Source organism: Brenneria alni, from assembly GCF_003666245.1.
Taxonomy (GTDB): domain Bacteria; phylum Pseudomonadota; class Gammaproteobacteria; order Enterobacterales; family Enterobacteriaceae; genus Brenneria; species Brenneria alni.
This window is the reverse complement of sequence record NZ_MJLZ01000033.1, coordinates 31,608-50,310: the sequence shown is the minus strand read 5'-3', so window position 1 is coordinate 50,310 and position 18,703 is coordinate 31,608. Positions and strand designations below refer to the sequence as shown.

The window sequence follows — 18,703 nt, the reverse complement described above, 5'->3', positions numbered from 1 at the left end:
GGTGTCCAGCGCAAGCCTGGCCACCGGGCTTTTGTTGGCAGTAAACAGCTCGAAGAACTTGCGCCGGGCGTGTGCCCAGCAGCCAGCCTCAAGTGCCTGACCGCTGTCGAACAGCGCCTGGTAACCGGCATAACCGTCCACCACCAGGGTGCCGCGCCAGCCCTCAAGCATATCACGGGCATACTGTCCGCTGCGTCCCGGCTGGCAGTCATAAAGCACTATCGACCGGTCGGCGCTTTGCGCAGTGATATAGGCCCAGAGGTAACCACGCCGGGTTTTACCCTTACCGGGGTCGAGGATGGACAGCGGGGTTTCGTCGGCCTGGAGCACCGGATGCTGCAACAGGTCGTGATGGCACGATCGCGATTCTGGTTCAGACGCTTCTTATAAACGCCGCCGCCGAGACCGCCAGCTTTCCCTTGCATCACCACCTCAATAGCCTGACATAACTTGTTATATTTGATGGCGCAGGATTTAGCCGCCTTAGTGAACCATTTGGTTTTGAATACACGCATCAGAACGACATGCGCTACGCATGGGCGCCGGATGCCATGCGTTATTGCCTGTCACAAGGTTTTTCCCACAGTGAAGCCAGAGCATTAACCTCTATGGATCTCGGTCACGGTGATGGTCGGGGGCGCTATTTCGAGCGGGTTTACACCCGGCAGGAGGATTGATCATGACGGATATCACGTTGATTCGCTTATCGGATGTGATGAAAAAACCGGACTCAAGAAATCATGGAATCACCTGCTGATGAAGCAGGGGGAATTTCCTCAGACGGTCAAAATCGGCGTTCGCTCGGTAGTGTGGGTGGAAAGTGAAGTGAATGACTGGATCGCGGCGCATGTCAGCCAGCGTGAGGAGGGCCAGCCATGATGCATTGTTATTTTTTTCTGCGGAGGTACGTCATGTATGACCCCACCTCCCCTGACGTTAGAAGAACTTGTCGACCTTCTGGGAATTGTCCTCAACGGCGAGATTCACCTAATATTTTGACGGCGAGGGTTGCCAGAACGCACCCCATAACCCAGCGTTGGATTAGCGAAAAGGATGGCCGTTTCGTGAGAAAATGAGCGATTGTTCCGGCAGATATGGCGATTACGGCGTTGACTGAAACGCTAATGATTATCTGTGTCATGCCGAGGGCTAATGACTGCGTTAAGATGCTGCCATGAGCGGGGTTGATAAACTGTGGTAATAACGATAAATACATCACGGCAATCTTTGGATTTAACAAATTGGTGAGAAATCCCATAATGAACAGTTTTCGAGCGCTATCCTTCGGCAATACTTTAACCTGAAATGGTGACTTTCCGTTTGGACGTATTGCCTGCCATGCCAGCCATAAGAGATAAATAGCACCCGCGATCCGGATCGTATCGTAAGCATAAGGAACAGCCATCACTATCGCTGTTATACCAAATGCTGCACAGATCATGTAAAAGACAAAACCCAGCGCGACACCTCCTAGCGAAATCAGTCCAGCCGCACGCCCCTGGCAAATAGAACGTGAAATAAGGTATATCATATTGGGCCCTGGCGTAAGCACCATCCCAAGAGCTATTAGCGAGAATGCAAAAAGGCTATTTATTTCAGGCATATACCCTCCAGTTAGCGACAAACTCCACACCCGGTTAATTCGAAGATACTAAAACTATCTGTTCAGATGTGACTTCAACATCCATTCACCGAGCATGATCTTCATGCTGCACAAAATCAAGCAGTTTCAATGATCTTGGGTATAATTACTTACCCTGCCTTAATCCCTTTTTCCTTCTTGCCTTTCTATCAAGCAATATTCCCGAATCATCAAAATAACGGCTGGGCCAGATTTCCGCAAAATACACGCCCAGCGCCGTAGCCACAAGCCATTCTCCTTTCGGAAACACATTGGCAAGCGTTGATGCACTTAGGCTTGCCATCAGCCCCTGAGACATGCACCTCAACCACTGCGTCATGAATCTTACACACCCGTTTGTGCCGGACTGATCGCTTTTTTTACAGGAGATTGAACCGATACCGAGGCAGGCCTAACCGCCTGAGAGGAAATCCTGCAACCGCAGGCGGCCGCACCGGGTGCATAGCCGACACCTTCCAAAACCTCAACTGCTGTCCGCTCTGGCGCACAGGTATCGTTCAAGGCAGGTCAATTGCGATTGTTTCTGCCCTTTCCCACGCGCCAGAGAAAAGCATCCAGTTGAAATTATGGGGGAAGTTGCATGAGTAAATTAAGTCGTGAAATGACCACGCTGGCTAAACAAGCTGGCGGGAGCTACAAGACGGTTCATGATCGTATCCGCATCATGGACAGGTTGTGCCGTCACCTGCTGGGGCTGCGTTCTCAGGAAGCAGTACAGTGCGCCAGTTCGTTGAAGACATGGGAAAAGCAGCTTGGACGCCATCAACAATTGTTTCAAGACGTTCCTCAATATCTTATTCACGGTGTAGTTCTTGTAACCGACCACACTGTTGCCGCATACCCTCAAAAACACATTCCGCAAGCTCTGGCGGGAATGACTCAGGCAGTAACGCAGATACACGTTCAATAACTTCAGGCGTTCTGGAGATAATTTCATCCATCATGGATTTAACCTGTAGTCTGCCAAGACCGGTTAATTCACCCTGCTTGATCCAATGTCGCCGTTGAATTTTGTACAGGTGGTAATAATTACTGCTACCGCGAACGGCCATTGCCAACTTGCATTTCTGCCAAGAAATCTGGTTATTACGCGGACCAATGACCGGCCATGCCGATAAAACATCGTAAAGAGGCGTAAGGTGATAGCGACCTTGTGGCTCAATAGCGATACTGAAATTTTTGGCATGGCCGTCAGTAGCCGCTATCAGCCAGAAAATAATTTGCGCCCTGAAAAACTGCGCTTTGTCCTGTTCAGCCTGCTCTGAATGACTCAGTATGGCCATAATATCGGAAATACCTGGCCCACCATCAGACTGGTATTTTCGTAGCGGTGAAACACCCAAAGCCTGACACATATCCTCTTGTGGCAAGCGAATGATCCATTGCCGATCGCCTGACCATCTTCTGTCAAAACGCTCAACGACCAATGCCTTCTGATCTTCAAACTGCGCAATCTGTGTTTTTGCTACACGGCTCCCGTAGTGCTCAAGAAGCAAAGAACATAGCCATTCATTTTCAACCGACGTACTCATATCCGCTTGCATATTACCAACCAGCCCGAGTGGTAGCTTAAAGATATGTGTGGTTGGGGTATTACCTTCTGGTAAACACCATTGTTCTTCATGCCACAGTAAAGCCGTTTTTTCCTGCGCACCGGCAATCGATAAACGCAAATCGTCAGTATCATCCTGCCGACCTGGAAACAATTCCACCGTGGTATTACGCAATCTTGTGGCGATCTCAGCTTCAGAAAGCGGACGATAATTTACGGAAAATAAATCTGTGGGTTCCTCATCAACATTCAGTAACTGTATTGCACCAACACAGTCTCTTCCCAGTTCCGCCAACAGATCAAAAGGCTCAAGGCTGTCAGCATGGTAACGCATTGCTAAACGCCTACGAATGACTTCGCTGTCAGGCAATAAATTATCAAAATAGTCGCGTACCATATTGCCGCGCCAAAGCTGATTACCGGGGGTGAAAAGCAAAGAGAGTGATAAAGGTCTTCCCTGTTCATCAGCAATCCATTCCGGAAGGTATTGCAGCCTATCTTCACCTCGGGCCCTTTCCCAGAATCCAACCTGGATCCCGTTCATCCATATCGCTAACCGCTGTTGTGTACGACGCATATCATCACCATTTTTCCCGTCTGGCGGGTGAGTCTATTGGCTTTTCTGGATCTTCCATTGTTGAGGATGACATCGAGAAATGTACTCTTGGTCCAGAAGACAGCACCACCTCAACCCCCAGAACAGTAAGCACTTTAAACAAGCGCTCAATACTGGCGCTTTCTGGGTTTGCTTCCAGACGGGCATAGGTTTGCTGTGTTACACCTAACCTTTCAGACACTTCTTTTTGCGTCAGTCCCTTAGCTTTGCGAAAGCCAATCAGCAATGGGCGCAACTGATTCAAGGTTTTCAACGGATAAACAGTATTCATAAGGCACTTATCCTTATTTTAGATACTTATACATACTATAGGTTGTTTTTACATAATACACCCTATAAGCTGTAAAAAACAGAATACATCAAATAAGCTGTAAAATGATAAAACAGCTTATATGCTGTAAAAAGGTAAGAATGTAATGTTGGAAAACGATCTGGCAGAAATGATACTGCGCAGGGAAAATCATCCACATAAGAAAAAGGGGCTGGCGCGGAGCTTAATGCATATGCTTTCGATACAGGATACGCCCTGTATTTTTATTGATTATGCTTGCTTCAGTCTGGCGATAAACGCCTGCATATCAGCGTGATTTACAACACGCCCAGCATCAACATCGGCAAGCCCTCGCAAGACTCTCTGATGACGCTGTTCTTCCTCTTCTTCAATCAGAGAAGTAACCGGCACCGTTGGTTTTTTCGTTTTTTTCATCGCTAACTCATTAATGAATCAAATATTTCTAAACTCATACGGCACCACATGCTCATCCCGGTTCGCATCCAGATAATCCGCCCACCATTGCAGCATCAGCCTGCGCTCATCCAGATGTTCCGCTTTGTGGATGTAAGCAGCACGAACGCCATTACGTTCCTGATGACTCATCTGGCGCTCTACCGCATCCCGTGACCACTTGCCGGACTCAACTAGTGCGCTACAGGCCATCGTGCGGAAACCGTGTCCACAGACTTCGGTGGTGGTGTCGTAGCCCATTACCCGCAATGCATTGTTGACGGTGTTTTCACTTATCGGTTTGGTTGGCCGGTGATCGCCGGGGAAAATCAGTTCGTGTCCGCCACTGATGGCCTTAATCTCTTCCAGCAGCGCTAAAGCCTGTCGGGATAACGGCACCAGATGTTCAGAGCGCATCTTTGCGCCGCGCTGCGAGTGCTTCACGCCAGGGATGGCTTCACGTTCAGCCGGTATCGTCCACATGGCGCATTTGAAATCGATTTCCGGCCAACGGGCAAAACGTAGCTCACTGGAGCGGATGAAAACGTACAGAGTAAGTTTTAACGCCAGCTTGGTTAATGCCCGCCCTTTGTGGCGTTCAATCCTTGCCAGAAAGTCCGGCAGTTTGTTCAGCTTCAACGCAGGCCGGTGGGTGGCTTTTGGCGCGGCTATCGCCCCGGAGAGGTCTTGCGCGGGGTTGCGCTCTATCAGATCGTTCTGCACCGCGTAGCGCATGATATCGGTGACGCGCTGGCGCAGCCGTGACGCCAAATCAAGATGGCCGTTTTGTTCCACGGTTTTAAGCGGTTCAAGCAGGTCTTTGGTTTTCAGGTCGGCAATGTGGCGATGCCCGATAGCAGGCAGAATATTCCGTTCCATATCGCGCCATACCCGCCCAGCATGCGTTTCCGACCAGCGGTTTTGACTAATGTTTCGATGCCAGTCCTGCGCGACTTTCTCAAAGGTATTCAACGCTTCTTGTGCCTGCACTTTCTCTTCTTCACGCTTTTCCGTTGGGTGGATGCCCTCCAACAGCAGCAATCGCACCTCGTCACGTTTCTCTCTGGCCTTTGCCAGCGAGATCAGCGGATAGGCGCCGAACGCAATCCGGCTTTCCTTACCTGCAAAGCGGTATTTGAGATACCAGCGCTTAGAGCCGTTAGGACTCACCAAAAGATACAGGCCATTCGCATCCGCGAGTTTGTAGGCTTTCTCGCGCAGCTTGGCGGTTCGGGCAACAACGTCAGTCAGCGCCATAATTTGGGGGTCAACTCATAATCGAAGTGAATTGACCCTCATCTTGACCCCCAAATTATCTGGATGTCAATGGACGAAAAAAGACCAGTGTGGATAAAATAGACAAAAACGCAGAGAGGGGAATGAAATTAAAATTGTTATTTTACAGATAGATATGGAATTCAGTGGACGATTATGGACATAAAAAAAGCCACCCTGAGGTGACTTGATTTTCATACGATGGTGCCGAAGGCCGGACTCGAACCGGCACACCCGAAGGCGGTTGATTTTGAATCAACTGCGTCTACCGATTTCGCCACTTCGGCACTGAAGTAGTATGCGGAAAACGGGTGCATTATACCGTTTGCCTACTCGCACGCAACTCTAATCCGTCCGGGGTTGGGTTAAGTGCTGAAAAAATCATCTTTGGCAAGGCGTTATCGCGTTTTCGGGGGCGGGCGAGGGGCGTTTAGCGTTGTGTTTGAAAGTAGCTGTCAACAAAAAGGCGCCGAGCGGTTGCCGACCGGCGCCTTTTGCCTATTCAGTTCTGTTTAACGACGCTTCAGCAGCAGCGCCACACTGATTATCAGGAATACTGCACTCGGTAATATGGCGCCCAGTATCGGGGGAATACCGTATACCAAGCTTAGTGGCCGGAAAATTTCATTCAACAGGTAGAACAAGAAGCCGAAACTGATACCAATGACAATACGGGATCCTGCGGACACGCTACGCAGCGGGCCAAAAATGAAGGATAACGCCATCAACATCATCACCGCGACGGATATCGGCGAAAATATCTTGCTCCACATATTCAACTGATAACGGCTTGATTCCTGCCCACTCTGCTTGAGGTAATCAGCATAGTTGCGTAGCCCACGGATGGAAAGCGAGTCTGGCTCCAGTGCAACCACGCCCAGTTTATCGGGCGTCAGGTTGGTTTTCCACTCACCGCTCAGTGTCTGGCTGCCGCCAATCTGTTTTCCATCACTCAGGTCAGACTCATCAACCTGGGTGAGTTTCCACACGCCATTATCGAAAGACGCGGAGGCCGCATAGCGAACAGACAGCAGTTTGTTTTGCTTGTCGAAATGGTAAATATTGACGCCGGAAAGTTCGCTGTCACCTACAACACGCTCAATATAAATGAAATCATTGCCATCTTTTGCCCACAGCCCATTCTGAGTGGAGAGCATCGAACCGCCGTACATCATCTGCGAACGGTAGTTACGCGCCATCTGCTCGCCCTGTGGTGATATCCATTCGCCTATTGCCATGGTAAGCAATACCATTGGAATGGCCGTTTTCATGACGGCAGACGCGATTTGCAGGCGGGTAAATCCCGCCGCCTGCATTACCACCAGCTCACTGCGGGTGGCCAGCGTGCCGAGGCCCAGCAACGCACCGAGCAGTGCTGCCATTGGAAAGAAGATTTCAATATCTTTCGGCACACTAAGCAGCGTATAAAGCCCGGCTCCAAATGCCGAATAGTTGCCTTGTCCAACCTTACGTAACTGATCGACAAATTTGATAATGCCGGACAGGGATACCAGCATGAATAAGGTCATCATGATGGTATTGAGAATAGTTTTGCCGATATAGCGGTCTAATACGCCAAACATCAGGCCGCTCCTTGTAATTTAAGGCGGGCTCGAACCCGGCGTACAGGTACGCTGTCCCACAGGTTAAGCGCAATCGCAATGCCGAAATACACCAGATTCGTCAGCCATATCCATATCATCGGATCTATTTTCCCTTTACTGGCGTTGGAGCGCAGTGAGCTTTGCAGCAGGAAGAAAATCAGGTACAGCAGCATGGCTGGCAGCATACTCAGAACACGCCCCTGCCGTGGGTTGACCGCGCTCAACGGCACCACCATCAACGCCATGATTAATACGGATACGATCAGCGTCAGACGCCAGTGGAACTCGGCCCTCGCATCATTTTCATTTGAGCGCCACAGCATTGACATACTCATCTGCTGTACGTCGCTATTATCGAGCGTCACTGTCTGGTGTCCGATTACAGCCTGATAGTTAGTGAAGTCCGTAATACGGAAATCACGTAATAGCGCGGTTCCTTCATAGCGGGAACCGTTATCGAGCGTCACGACCTGCGTACCATCGCTGCTCTGGGTTACATGTCCGCGATCGGCCACCACCACAGAAGGCCGTGCGTTACCGCTGGGCCTTAACTGCGCCAGAAAAACGTGTTCAAACTCCTGACCTTTGACATTACCGACAAACAGTACGGAACTGCCGCCCTGGGCCGACTGAAATTGGCCTTCCACCAGTGTGGCCATGCCGGGATTGGCCTTCGCCTCTGCCAGCACCATGTCCTGATGTCGTGAAGACCAGGGGCTTACCCACAGCACATTTATCGCTGCTATCACGGCTGTCAGCAGTGCCAGCACCAGCGCCGCTTTTAACAACACGCGTTTTCCCAGCCCGCAGGCGTGCATCACCGTGATCTCGCTTTCAGCATACAGGCGGCCAAACGTCATCAATAATCCAAGAAACAAACTTAATGGCAGAATAAGCTGCGCCATCTCTGGCACCCCTAATCCCAACAGGGAGATAACTAAATTTGTCGGGATTTCGCCATCAACGGCGGCACCCAGTATCCGCACTAATTTCTGGCAAAAGAAAATCAGTAGCAGAATGAAAAGGATGGCCAATTGGCTTTTAAATGTTTCCCGTACCAGATATCGAATGATAATCACGCTTAATTACGCCTGTGAAAACTTGTCTTTTTGCAGGAAAGCCGATAGTTTCTTCGCTAACACGCCATTTATACTCATCTGTGGCAACCTTCATAGCTAAAAACGGTATTACAACATACTGTGTTTAGGCTGTTGTATCAGAACCTGCTTATACTCATCGAAGCAGATTCGTTACGTCGTTAAGATTAACACAGGTGATGTTAACGCAACGGCGGGAAAGTATTACGGAGTGTCACATTCTAGCCGTTGATCCCGCCTTTGTCTTTAAGATTCAGGAGAGTACATGGAGTTCAGCGTAAAAAGCGGTAGCCCGGAAAAACAACGCAGTGCCTGCATTGTCGTCGGCGTGTTTGAACCGCGTCGCCTGTCCCCGATTGCCGAACAGCTTGATAAAATCAGCGATGGCTATATCAGCGCCCTGCTTCGCCGGGGTGAACTGGAAGGCAAAGTGGGGCAATCATTGCTATTGCACCATGTACCCAACATCCTTTCAGAACGTATTTTGCTGATTGGCTGCGGTAAAGAGCGCGAGCTTGACGAACGTCAGTACAAGCAGGTGATTCAGAAAACCATCAATGCATTGAATGAAACGGGGTCGATGGAAGCGGTCTGTTTTCTGACCGAACTGCACGTTAAAGGCCGCAATACCTACTGGAAAGTGCGTCAGGCCGTCGAAACGGCGAAAGAATCGCTCTATACCTTTGATCAGCTTAAAAGTAATAAAATCGAGCTACGCCGTCCGCTGCGTAAAATGGTGTTCAATGTGCCGACGCGCCGTGAACTGACCAGCGGTGAGCGCGCCATTCAGCACGGTCTGGCCATTGCCGCCGGTATTAAGGCGGCGAAAGATCTCGGCAACATGCCGCCCAATATCTGTAATGCGGCGTATCTGGCGTCGCAGGCGCGCCAACTGGCCGATACCTATAGCCAGAATATCACCACCCGCGTGATTGGCGAGCAACAGATGAAAGAACTGGGTATGAATGCGTATCTGGCGGTCGGTCAGGGTTCTCAGAATGAATCACTGATGTCTGTCATCGAATATAAAGGCGATCCGTCAGCGGATACCCGTCCGATCGTGCTGGTCGGTAAAGGCCTGACGTTTGATTCCGGCGGGGTGTCCATCAAGCCTGCCGACAGTATGGATGAAATGAAATACGACATGTGCGGCGCCGCCACTGTCTACGGCGTAATGCGCATGGCGGCGGAACTGGCGTTACCACTGAATATCATAGGCGTGCTGGCTGGCTGTGAAAATATGGTCGACGGGCGATCTTATCGCCCGGGCGATGTACTGACCACCATGTCAGGGCAGACGGTAGAAGTGCTGAATACCGATGCCGAAGGCCGTCTGGTACTGTGCGATGCGCTGACCTATGTTGAACGTTACGAGCCAGATGTGGTTATTGACATCGCTACACTGACCGGGGCCTGCGTGGTGGCGCTGGGTCACCATATTACCGGGCTGATGTCGAACCATAATCCGCTGGCGCATGAGTTGCTGGGGGCCTCCGAGCAGTCAGGCGATCGGGCGTGGCGCCTGCCGTTGACGGATGAATTCCAGGAACAGTTGGAATCCAATTTTGCCGATATGGCAAACATTGGCGGTCGGCCTGGCGGTGCGATTACTGCGGGTTGCTTCCTGTCGCGCTTTACGCGTAAATACAGTTGGGCGCATCTGGATATCGCCGGTACAGCGTGGCGTTCAGGTAAAGCCAAAGGGGCGACCGGTCGTCCAGTGGCGCTGTTGTCGCAGTTCCTGCTTAATCGCGCTGGCCTGAACGACGTAGAATGATGGTAATCTGTCGGGCGCAGTACTGAATAAACCCGTCATACCGGGCCGGAATTTCCGGCCTTTATCAATAGTGTAAACAATGAAAAACGCAACGTTCTATCTTCTCGAACACGATGGCAAAAGCGGTGAACTCAGTGCCTTTGAAGTATTGGCATGTTCACTGGCGGCAGAACGTTGGCGTGCGGGAAAGCGCGTATTAATTGCCTGTGAGGACGAGCAGCAGGCTATACGGCTGGATGAAGCGCTGTGGCAACGCGATCCCCATTCGTTTGTCCCGCATAATCTGGCAGGAGAAGGGCCGCGTCAGGGCGCACCGGTCGAACTGGCCTGGCCCGAACGGCGGGGAAATGCCCCACGGGATCTGCTTATCAGTCTGTTGCCGCATTTCGCAGATTTTGCCACCGCTTTCCATGAAGTGATAGACTTTGTCCCTTACGAAGAATCCCTGAAACAGTTGGCGCGCGACCGCTATAAAGCCTATCGCAGCGTCGGCTTCCAATTGACGACGGCCAAGCCGCCAACCCAATGAATTTTGAGCATAATGGAAACGAAATATAACCCGCAAGATATCGAGCAGCCGCTCTATGAGCACTGGGAAGAACAAGGCTATTTCAAGCCGAACGGCGATACGAGTAAAGAAAGTTTCAGCATCATGATCCCGCCGCCCAACGTCACCGGCAGCTTGCATATGGGTCATGCTTTCCAGCAAACCATCATGGATACACTGATCCGCTATCAGCGTATGCAGGGGAAAAACACGCTATGGCAAGCAGGCACCGACCATGCCGGTATCGCCACTCAAATGGTGGTGGAACGGAAGATTGCGGCGGAAGAAGATAAAACCCGCCATGATTACGGTCGGGAAGGGTTTATTGATAAAATCTGGCAGTGGAAAGCCGAATCTGGCGGCACCATTACCCGTCAGATGCGCCGCCTGGGGAATTCCGTCGATTGGGGCCGCGAGCGTTTCACTATGGATGAGGGCCTGTCCAACGCGGTGAAAGAAGTGTTTGTCCGTCTCTATAAAGAAGACCTGCTTTACCGCGGCAAACGTCTGGTGAACTGGGACCCGAAACTGCGCACCGCCATTTCCGATATCGAAGTGGAAAACCGCGAGTCAAAAGGTTCCATGTGGTACCTGCGCTATGCGCTGGCCGACGGCGTCAAAACCGCTGAAGGCAAAGATTATCTGGTTGTCGCCACCACCCGCCCCGAAACCGTGCTGGGTGATACCGGCGTGGCGGTGAACCCGGAAGATCCGCGTTATAAGGATCTGATTGGTAAGGACGTGATCCTGCCGTTGGTTGGCCGTCGTATTAAGATCGTCGGTGACGAACATGCCGATATGGCAAAAGGCACCGGTTGTGTGAAAATCACGCCGGCACACGATTTTAACGACTACGAAGTTGGTAAACGCCACAGCCTGTCAATGATTAACATTCTGACGTTTGATGGTGATATCCGTCAGGAAGCCGAGGTTTTTGACACCAACGGTGAAGCCAGTAGTGCATTCAGTGGTGAAATTCCGGCGCCGTTCCGTGGTCTTGAGCGTTTTGCCGCGCGTAAAGCCGTGGTGGCGGCGTTTGATGAACTGGGGTTGTTGGAGGAAGTTAAAGCACACGATCTGACCATTCCTTATGGCGATCGCGGCGGCGTGGTTATCGAACCGATGCTTACCGACCAATGGTATGTGCGCTCTGCGCCGCTGGCAAAAGTGGCGATTGAAGCGGTGGAGCAGGGTGAAATCCAGTTCGTACCGAAGCAATACGAAAATATGTATTTCAGTTGGATGCGCGACATTCAGGACTGGTGCATCTCCCGCCAGCTGTGGTGGGGCCACCGTATTCCGGCCTGGTACGATGCCGATGGCAACGTTTATGTTGGCCGTGACGAAGCAGAAGTGCGCCGCGAAAATAACCTGTCTGATGAGGCGGTGCTGAATCAGGATGAAGACGTGCTGGATACCTGGTTCTCTTCCGGCCTGTGGACCTTCTCCACGCTGGGTTGGCCGGAACAGACGCCGGAACTGAAAGCGTTCCACCCCAGCAGCGTGATGGTCAGCGGCTTTGACATCATCTTCTTCTGGATTGCCCGCATGATCATGCTGACTATGCACTTCATCAAAGATGAAAACGGCAAACCGCAGGTTCCGTTCCATACCGTTTACATGACAGGGCTGATCCGTGATGAGGAAGGCCAGAAAATGTCCAAATCCAAAGGGAATGTGATTGACCCTCTGGATATGGTGGATGGGATTTCGCTGGAAGCCCTGCTGGAAAAACGCACCGGCAACATGATGCAGCCGCAACTGGCGGAGAAAATCCGCAAGCGCACCGAGAAGCAATTTCCGAACGGCATCGAACCGCACGGAACGGATGCTTTGCGCTTTACACTGGCGGCGCTGGCCTCGACCGGTCGTGACATCAACTGGGATATGAAACGCCTGGAAGGTTATCGCAACTTCTGTAACAAGCTGTGGAACGCCAGCCGTTTTGTGCTGATGAATACCGAAGGGCATGATTGCGGTTTTGGCGGCGGCGAAAAAGTGCTGTCGCTGGCTGACCGCTGGATCCTGGCGGAGTTCAACCGCACGGTGAAAGCCTACCGTGACGCGCTGGATAACTATCGTTTCGACATCGCCGCCAATATTCTGTATGAGTTCACCTGGAACCAGTTCTGCGACTGGTATCTGGAACTGGCGAAGCCGGTGATGAATGGCGGAACGGAAGCCGGGCTGCGCGGCACCCGTCATACGCTGGTCGAGGTGCTGGAAGCGCTGCTGCGTCTTGCACATCCGATCATTCCGTTTATCACGGAAACCATCTGGCAACGTGTGAAAGTGCTGAAAGGCATTAAAGACGATACCATCATGCTGCAACCCTTCCCGGCCTTCAATGCGGCGCAGGAGGATACGCAGGCGCTGAACGATCTGGAATGGATCAAACAGGCGATTATTGCCGTGCGTAATATCCGGGCGGAAATGAATATCGCGCCGGGTAAACCGCTGGATGTGTTGCTACGTGATGCCAGCGCTGAGGCAGTGCGTCGTATAGAAGAGAACCGCAGTTTTATTCAGACGCTGGCTCGTCTGGAAAGCATTACATTGATGCCGGCAGGTGATAAAGGCCCGATATCCGTTACCAGATTGATAGACGGTGCGGAACTGCTGATCCCAATGGCTGGCTTGATTGATAAAGACGCCGAGTTGGATCGTCTGGCAAAAGAAGTGATCAGAATTGACGCTGAAATTGGCCGCATCGAAAGCAAGCTGTCCAACGAAGGTTTTGTGGCTCGCGCTCCAGAAGCGGTGGTCGCCAAAGAGCGTGAAAAACTTGATGGTTATGCAGTAGTAAAAGCGAAATTGCTGGAGCAGCAGGCTACCATCGCCGCGCTGTAATACCACGCTAATGCCGTCGAGTTAACGACAAAAATATTGCCCCGTTTTCACGGGGCTTTCTTTTTCACTTATAGCCGCTGTCACGTTGTGGCATCAAGGGAAAGACTTAGCGGGCATCCAGCAGCGCGATATTCTGCCGCAATCCTGACATATTGCTTTCTATTTCCATCCTCTCTCTCTCAATCTGAAAGCGGGACACAGATTGCTGCAGGTTGACTACCTGCGCTTGCAGGGAACCGGCCGATGTCGCTACTTCCGCTACCAGCGACGCATTCTGTTGGGTCACAGTGTCCATTTGATTGATGGCGATATTGATTTGCGAGATACCCCGGCTCTGCTCACTTGAGGCCAGCATGATCTCATCCATGATATCCACCACTTTTTTCACGTCCATCAATACTTCATCCATGGTTTTGCCCGCCAGTTCAACCAGCCCGGCGCCTTTTTCAATGCGGCTGAGAGAATCGTCGATCATCGCGCCAATCTCTTTCGCTGCCGTGGCGCTACGCTGGGCTAATGTTCTTACTTCAGCGGACACCACAGCAAACCCTTTACCGTACTGACCGGCACGGGCAGACTCCACCGCCGCGTTCAGCGCCAGCAGATTGGTCTGGAAAGCAATGCCGTCAATAACCCCAACGATGTCCGAAATCTTGGCGGAGCTGTGCTTAATCGAGCGCATGGTATCGACCACTTCTGATACGACATTACCGCCGCGGGACGCTGAATCAGAAGCCTGCTGTGCCAGATCGTTGGCTTTACGCGTGTTATCTTCGTTATTTCTCACCGTCGCCAGGATCTGTTCCATGCTTGATGCGGTTTCATCCAGCGAGGCAGCCTGTTGCTCTGTGCGGCTGGAGAGATCGATGTTACCCGATGCAATCTCTTCTACTCCGACAGTGATGGCGTCCGTTCCGTTTCGCACCACCAGCACCATGTTTTTCAGCCCGTCTCGCATACGCAGTACCGATGCAAACAGTTGGGCAATTTCATTTTTTCCTTTGATATCAAGGTCGGCTCGCAGGTCGCCTTCGGCAATACGATCAAAAACCGAGATAGCCTGATTCAGTGGTTTCACCACCAGACTAGTCATAATGAACCAGGTCAGCGCCGCCAGCAGCAAGGCGCAGACGATGGCGCTATACAAGATGGCTTGCATGCGTATAACCCGGTTATTAGAATCAGCATAGGCGTCATCAATGCTCTGCTGTTTGAAGGCCACCAGCGCTTTGGTCGATTTATCAAACGCGGAGTAGAGTACCGTGGATTTTCCCGCCCGCTGGCGATACTCATCCAGATTCCCGGCTTCAAGCGCCGCTAAAGCTGGCTCAATAAACGTTCTCATCAGGGTATCGCGTTTCTCAGCCATATCAGCCGAAATCACTTTTTCCGGCTCGGACTGCGGATATTTCAGGTATTCCTGCCATTTCCCATCGGCGCCATTAATTTTATCTTTGGCGCGTCCCAGTGCCACCTTAGCCGTTTCGGTATCGCCTTTTCCTACCAGCGACTCATACAGGCGTAAATCCAACCGGGCGCGCAGCAATAATTCGGAACTTTCATTCAACGCCACTAATCCTGGCAGTACGGCTTTATCGACGTGGGCAAATGATTTATTTCCTGACTGAACGGCCACCAACCCCAAAACACCAACGAAAAGTAATAGCGCTGTTAACGAAAAAACCATAATGCTGAGTGCAGTACGAATCTTTATCTTACGAAACATAAATTATCCCTGTAGCCTGATAAAAATGAGGACTGATGAACACCGGCTCCTGCTGGAGTCATGCAGTTGTTCATGCGTTAAACCGTAATAAAAATAAAATAAGGACATACCATGAGGATGATGACCGGTAAAAAGCGCACTTTTATACCGGCCAGTACTGATTATTTAGTGTCTTTATAAGATTGGGTTTTTTCTAAAAAATCTTTCAGCTTATCTTTATAAAACTTTGCTGACATCATCGTGCCATGACCGCTGGTTTCCTTACTGCCAGGAATCAGAAACAATTCGGCCTGTTTTATTTTTTTCAGATCACCATCCAGTATTCCTGTTTCAACAGGATTACGTTCATCATCCGTGGAATTAATAACTAATATCGGTACTTTAATTTGGCCTAATTCCGGCGCGGTATTGTAATTGGCAGACGATCCCCAGATATAAATAAAGTCATTGGCATCACTGGTTAATGGTGCCGCCAAACGTTCATCCACCAGTTTGTCTGCCAGAGCGCGGGTCGGTGCTTTGTGCTGGTAGGCTAATGTGCCGCCGGTGGTGGCAATACTGAACATAATGCTTGCGGTTTTTAGCGTGGGCGGCTGTTGTGTGTAATTACCGTTATTCCAGGCAGGGTCATGCTTGATGGATTCAATCAGCATACGCCGCATCATCCAGTTGCGGCCAGACAACTCATTTGGCTGTGAGGCCATCGGCACCAGGGCGTCCATCATGTCCGGATATTTCTCACCCCATATCCAGGTTTGCATCCCGCCCATGGAGTAACCCATAACCAGACGCAGATGGTTAATACCCAATCCCTCTTTTAACAAACGATATTGCGCTTGTACCATATCGTAATAATCATACTGAGGGAATTTCATTCGCAATCCATCAGAGGGTTTGGATGATTTTCCAGAGCCGATACTTTCCGGCATAATGATGAAATATTTATTACTGTCTAATGCCTGCCCAGCGCCAAAAAGTTGTCCGCCAAAACCATTCGCTAATAGCGCTTTAATCGGCTGATTGGTTCCGTGTAATAATAAAACGGCAGGTTTGTTTCGATCACCAATCGTATAATAGTGAATACGCAGATCTTTCAGTTTTTCACCATTATTAAATGTGAACTCGGGAGCAGTCCAGTCACCTTCCTGGGGGGAGGGGAAATTAGCTTGTGCGTGCGTTAATGCTGATAGCACTAACAGGGATGCGCCCACTAGCCCTGATACTATATGGTTAGCCATCAAACAACTCTTTTGGTCATCATAGAGGAATGGAGAGGCTGATGTTAATGTTTATTAGGAAAAATCCCAATAAACATTAGTGTGCTAATAATAAAAAAGTATTATTATCTGATATTTTTATTTATGAGCAGATATTATCTGCATAATTTTTAATATGATAATATATCTGACATTCACTGCGGTTGCTCCCTTGCCAAAACATTCTCGCTGACAACCCGCTACCGATACCCGACGTTACCGGTAAACAGGAAGTTTTTTCATTGTCAATAAACCATATTTCTTGATGGCCGTTAACCGGTGCGCGCACCCTAATTTGGGTAGCCATAATGAAATGGCCGGAATATACCTAACCAACATGATCATACCGAATCGATTAGTGTCGACTATCAATGTACGCCTTGTTGAAATTGAAAATTCCCGAGCTAAAGAGATCCTGTCTTTTGTGTTGTGAGAAAGGCTCAACCGCCCACACCTCCTTTGTATAGATATGACGAAAAAATGCTTTTTGGCATGTAAATAATAATGAGAACGACTATCAATTCGCTCAGGGTTTGATATCATTTCAGGCTGATTTCTTGTGTGAATTAACGGTGGAGGCACAGCGTGAATACGGCTGTCAGTAACATTGATCAACAGGTGTTATCAGCCTGGCAAAAAAAATGTGGCGCATTCAGCGCATTTTCCCGTAGCGTGCTGGTTATCCTGCTTTTGACCGCGGGACTAAGTGGAAATGCGTTTGCGGCGCCCGCTGCGGCCCCTTTGTCTGGTGAAAATACCAGTGACGCGGCAACATCGGCTGCGCCTGCCGACCCCGATGCTTCAACGACCCTGGCAGCATCTGAAATATTGATGCCAGCTTCATCGTTAGCGCTACCAGCCAACGCTGCGCCTGGTACTGATAACCTGATGAGAACAGATCTGTCCGTCTGGGGTATGTATCAACATGCCGATTTGGTGGTGAAAACGGTTATGATCGGTCTGCTGTTGGCTTCTGTCATTACCTGGGCGATTTTTTTCAGCAAAAGCGTGGAATTGATGGGAGCCAAGCGTCGCGTGCGCCGTGAATATCAAGCGCTGGAGCAGGCCAGAACACTGGATGATGCCGTGGAAGCGGCTGAAGCATTTAATCGTGGGGGGGTGGCGCAGCAACTGCTGGCGGATGCACAGAATGAGCTGGAATTGTCCGCACGCTCTGACGACAACAACGGAATTAAAGAGCGTGCGGCTTTCCGTCTGGAACGTCGCGTTGCTGCGACTGGCCGCCATATGGGGCGTGGTAATGGTTATCTGGCGACGGTTGGTGCGGTTGCCCCCTTTATTGGGTTGTTTGGTACAGTGTGGGGCATCATGAATAGCTTCATCGGCATTGCACAAACGCAGACGACCAATCTGGCTGTCGTTGCCCCAGGTATTGCCGAAGCACTGTTGGCGACGGCTATTGGTCTGGTTGCTGCTATTCCTGCGGTGGTGATCTATAACGTATTTGCCCGCTGGATTGCCGGATATAAAGCGTTGGTAGGTGATGTCGCCGCACAGGTGTTGCTGCTGTTGAGTCGTGACCTTGATGTGGGAGCCAGCAACGACAATCGTGTCTCTTCATCGGCGCATAAACTGCGGGTGGGATAAGTCATGGCCATGCATTTGAACGATGATGTGAGTGATAATGGCGAGATGCACGACATCAACGTGACGCCGTTTATTGATGTCATGTTGGTTCTGCTGATCATTTTTATGGTAGCTGCACCGTTGGCAACGGTGGACATCCGCGTTGATTTGCCTGCTTCATCTGCCGCCCCTCAGCCGCGCCCTGAAAAACCGGTCTACCTGACGGTGAAAGCCGATAAGCAATTATATGTTGGCGATGATGCGGTGAGTGAGCAATCACTGGCTCAGGTACTGGATGCAACAACCAGCGCAAATAAAGAAACCACCATTTTCTTTCAGGCGGATAAAAGCGTGGATTATGAAACCATGATGAGAATTATGGATGCGCTACGCAAAGCCGGGTATCTCAAGGTGGGTCTGGTGGGCGCGGAATCGGCGGCGAAATAGTTC

17 protein-coding genes, 1 tRNA gene and 3 pseudogenes are annotated in these 18,703 nt (G+C 50.6%); 8 read left to right on the top strand and 13 right to left on the bottom strand.

Translation table 11 applies throughout. The features are described 5' to 3' along the window. Together BIY29_RS14245 and BIY29_RS20665 are read right to left on the bottom strand one after the other, a co-directional pair. Positions 1-345, bottom strand: a pseudogene (locus BIY29_RS14245) (IS66 family transposase); the annotation flags it as partial. A gap of 5 nt (positions 346-350) precedes the next feature. Next, positions 351-515, bottom strand: a pseudogene (locus BIY29_RS20665) (type II toxin-antitoxin system RelE/ParE family toxin); the annotation flags it as partial. Positions 516-518: 3 nt separating this feature from the next. Here BIY29_RS20665 and BIY29_RS14235 point away from each other — a divergent pair. After that, positions 519-677: pseudogene (locus BIY29_RS14235) on the top strand (integrase domain-containing protein); the annotation flags it as partial. Positions 678-756: 79 nt separating this feature from the next. Further along, positions 757-879, top strand: coding sequence for a helix-turn-helix transcriptional regulator (locus BIY29_RS20660; RefSeq protein WP_240630149.1), 123 nt, complete (start codon positions 757-759; stop codon positions 877-879). A 91-nt stretch (positions 880-970) separates the two neighbouring features. Here the strand turns inward: BIY29_RS20660 and BIY29_RS14225 are convergent, their stop codons facing one another. Both BIY29_RS14225 and BIY29_RS14220 read right to left on the bottom strand, forming a co-directional pair. Then, positions 971-1,603, bottom strand: coding sequence for a LysE family translocator (locus BIY29_RS14225; RefSeq protein WP_121575758.1), 633 nt, complete (start codon positions 1,601-1,603; stop codon positions 971-973). A gap of 145 nt (positions 1,604-1,748) precedes the next feature. Beyond that, entirely contained in the window at positions 1,749-1,961 is a 213-nt protein-coding gene (locus BIY29_RS14220) for a helix-turn-helix domain-containing protein (RefSeq protein ID WP_121575762.1), read from the bottom strand. Between the two features lie 261 nt (positions 1,962-2,222). Between BIY29_RS14220 and BIY29_RS20650 the strand changes: the two genes are divergently transcribed. Continuing rightward, entirely contained in the window at positions 2,223-2,552 is a 330-nt protein-coding gene (locus BIY29_RS20650; RefSeq protein ID WP_276310294.1) for a phage integrase N-terminal domain-containing protein, read from the top strand. On the opposite strand, the gene BIY29_RS14210 is transcribed toward BIY29_RS20650, so the two are convergent. From BIY29_RS14210 to lptF, 7 genes are all read right to left on the bottom strand, one after another. Continuing rightward, complete coding sequence (locus BIY29_RS14210; protein ID WP_121575757.1) at positions 2,437-3,771, bottom strand: type II toxin-antitoxin system HipA family toxin; 1,335 nt, start codon at positions 3,769-3,771, stop codon at positions 2,437-2,439. The two genes, BIY29_RS20650 and BIY29_RS14210, sit on opposite strands and share 116 nt — an antisense overlap. A gap of 4 nt (positions 3,772-3,775) precedes the next feature. Continuing rightward, complete coding sequence (locus BIY29_RS14205; protein WP_121575756.1) at positions 3,776-4,081, bottom strand: helix-turn-helix domain-containing protein; 306 nt, start codon at positions 4,079-4,081, stop codon at positions 3,776-3,778. Between the two features lie 270 nt (positions 4,082-4,351). Next, a complete protein-coding gene (locus BIY29_RS14200) occupies positions 4,352-4,516 on the bottom strand; it encodes a CopG family transcriptional regulator (protein ID WP_121575755.1) in 165 nt (54 codons plus the stop codon). An 18-nt stretch (positions 4,517-4,534) separates the two neighbouring features. Beyond that, positions 4,535-5,791 (bottom strand): tyrosine-type recombinase/integrase, encoded by a 1,257-nt coding sequence (locus BIY29_RS14195; protein ID WP_121575754.1) that lies wholly within the window; start codon positions 5,789-5,791, stop codon positions 4,535-4,537. A 220-nt stretch (positions 5,792-6,011) separates the two neighbouring features. Beyond that, positions 6,012-6,096, bottom strand: a tRNA-Leu gene (locus tag BIY29_RS14190). 225 nt (positions 6,097-6,321) lie between these two features. Beyond that, positions 6,322-7,392 carry an LPS export ABC transporter permease LptG gene (gene lptG, locus BIY29_RS14185; RefSeq protein ID WP_121575753.1) on the bottom strand — a complete coding sequence of 357 codons (1,071 nt, stop codon included), beginning with the start codon at positions 7,390-7,392 and terminating at the stop codon, positions 6,322-6,324. Then, positions 7,392-8,492 (bottom strand): LPS export ABC transporter permease LptF, encoded by a 1,101-nt coding sequence (gene lptF / locus BIY29_RS14180; RefSeq protein WP_121575752.1) that lies wholly within the window; start codon positions 8,490-8,492, stop codon positions 7,392-7,394. The genes lptG and lptF overlap by 1 nt, the downstream gene beginning before the upstream one ends. A gap of 283 nt (positions 8,493-8,775) precedes the next feature. On the opposite strand from lptF, the gene pepA reads away from it, so the two are divergent. From pepA to BIY29_RS14165, 3 genes are all read left to right on the top strand, one after another. Continuing rightward, the gene (pepA, locus tag BIY29_RS14175; protein WP_121575751.1) at positions 8,776-10,287 is read left to right on the top strand and encodes a leucyl aminopeptidase; all 1,512 of its coding nucleotides are present in this window, start codon (positions 8,776-8,778) and stop codon (positions 10,285-10,287) included. 79 nt (positions 10,288-10,366) lie between these two features. Continuing rightward, positions 10,367-10,816 (top strand): DNA polymerase III subunit chi, encoded by a 450-nt coding sequence (locus BIY29_RS14170; RefSeq protein ID WP_121575750.1) that lies wholly within the window; start codon positions 10,367-10,369, stop codon positions 10,814-10,816. A 12-nt stretch (positions 10,817-10,828) separates the two neighbouring features. Beyond that, on the top strand, positions 10,829-13,684 hold the full coding sequence (locus BIY29_RS14165; RefSeq protein ID WP_121575749.1) for a valine--tRNA ligase: 2,856 nt from the start codon (positions 10,829-10,831) through the stop codon (positions 13,682-13,684). Positions 13,685-13,790: 106 nt separating this feature from the next. Here BIY29_RS14165 and BIY29_RS14160 read toward each other — a convergent pair whose 3' ends face one another. Together BIY29_RS14160 and BIY29_RS14155 are read right to left on the bottom strand one after the other, a co-directional pair. Beyond that, on the bottom strand, positions 13,791-15,410 hold the full coding sequence (locus tag BIY29_RS14160; protein WP_121575748.1) for a methyl-accepting chemotaxis protein: 1,620 nt from the start codon (positions 15,408-15,410) through the stop codon (positions 13,791-13,793). Between the two features lie 161 nt (positions 15,411-15,571). Next, positions 15,572-16,648, bottom strand: a complete 1,077-nt coding sequence (locus BIY29_RS14155) for an alpha/beta fold hydrolase (protein ID WP_121575747.1) — start codon at positions 16,646-16,648, stop codon at positions 15,572-15,574. A 603-nt stretch (positions 16,649-17,251) separates the two neighbouring features. Between BIY29_RS14155 and exbB the strand changes: the two genes are divergently transcribed. Continuing rightward, the gene (gene exbB, locus BIY29_RS14150; RefSeq protein ID WP_121575746.1) at positions 17,252-18,274 is read left to right on the top strand and encodes a tol-pal system-associated acyl-CoA thioesterase; all 1,023 of its coding nucleotides are present in this window, start codon (positions 17,252-17,254) and stop codon (positions 18,272-18,274) included. A 3-nt stretch (positions 18,275-18,277) separates the two neighbouring features. After that, positions 18,278-18,700, top strand: a complete 423-nt coding sequence (exbD, locus tag BIY29_RS14145) for a TonB system transport protein ExbD (RefSeq protein WP_121575745.1) — start codon at positions 18,278-18,280, stop codon at positions 18,698-18,700. Positions 18,701-18,703: the final 3 nt, after the last annotated feature.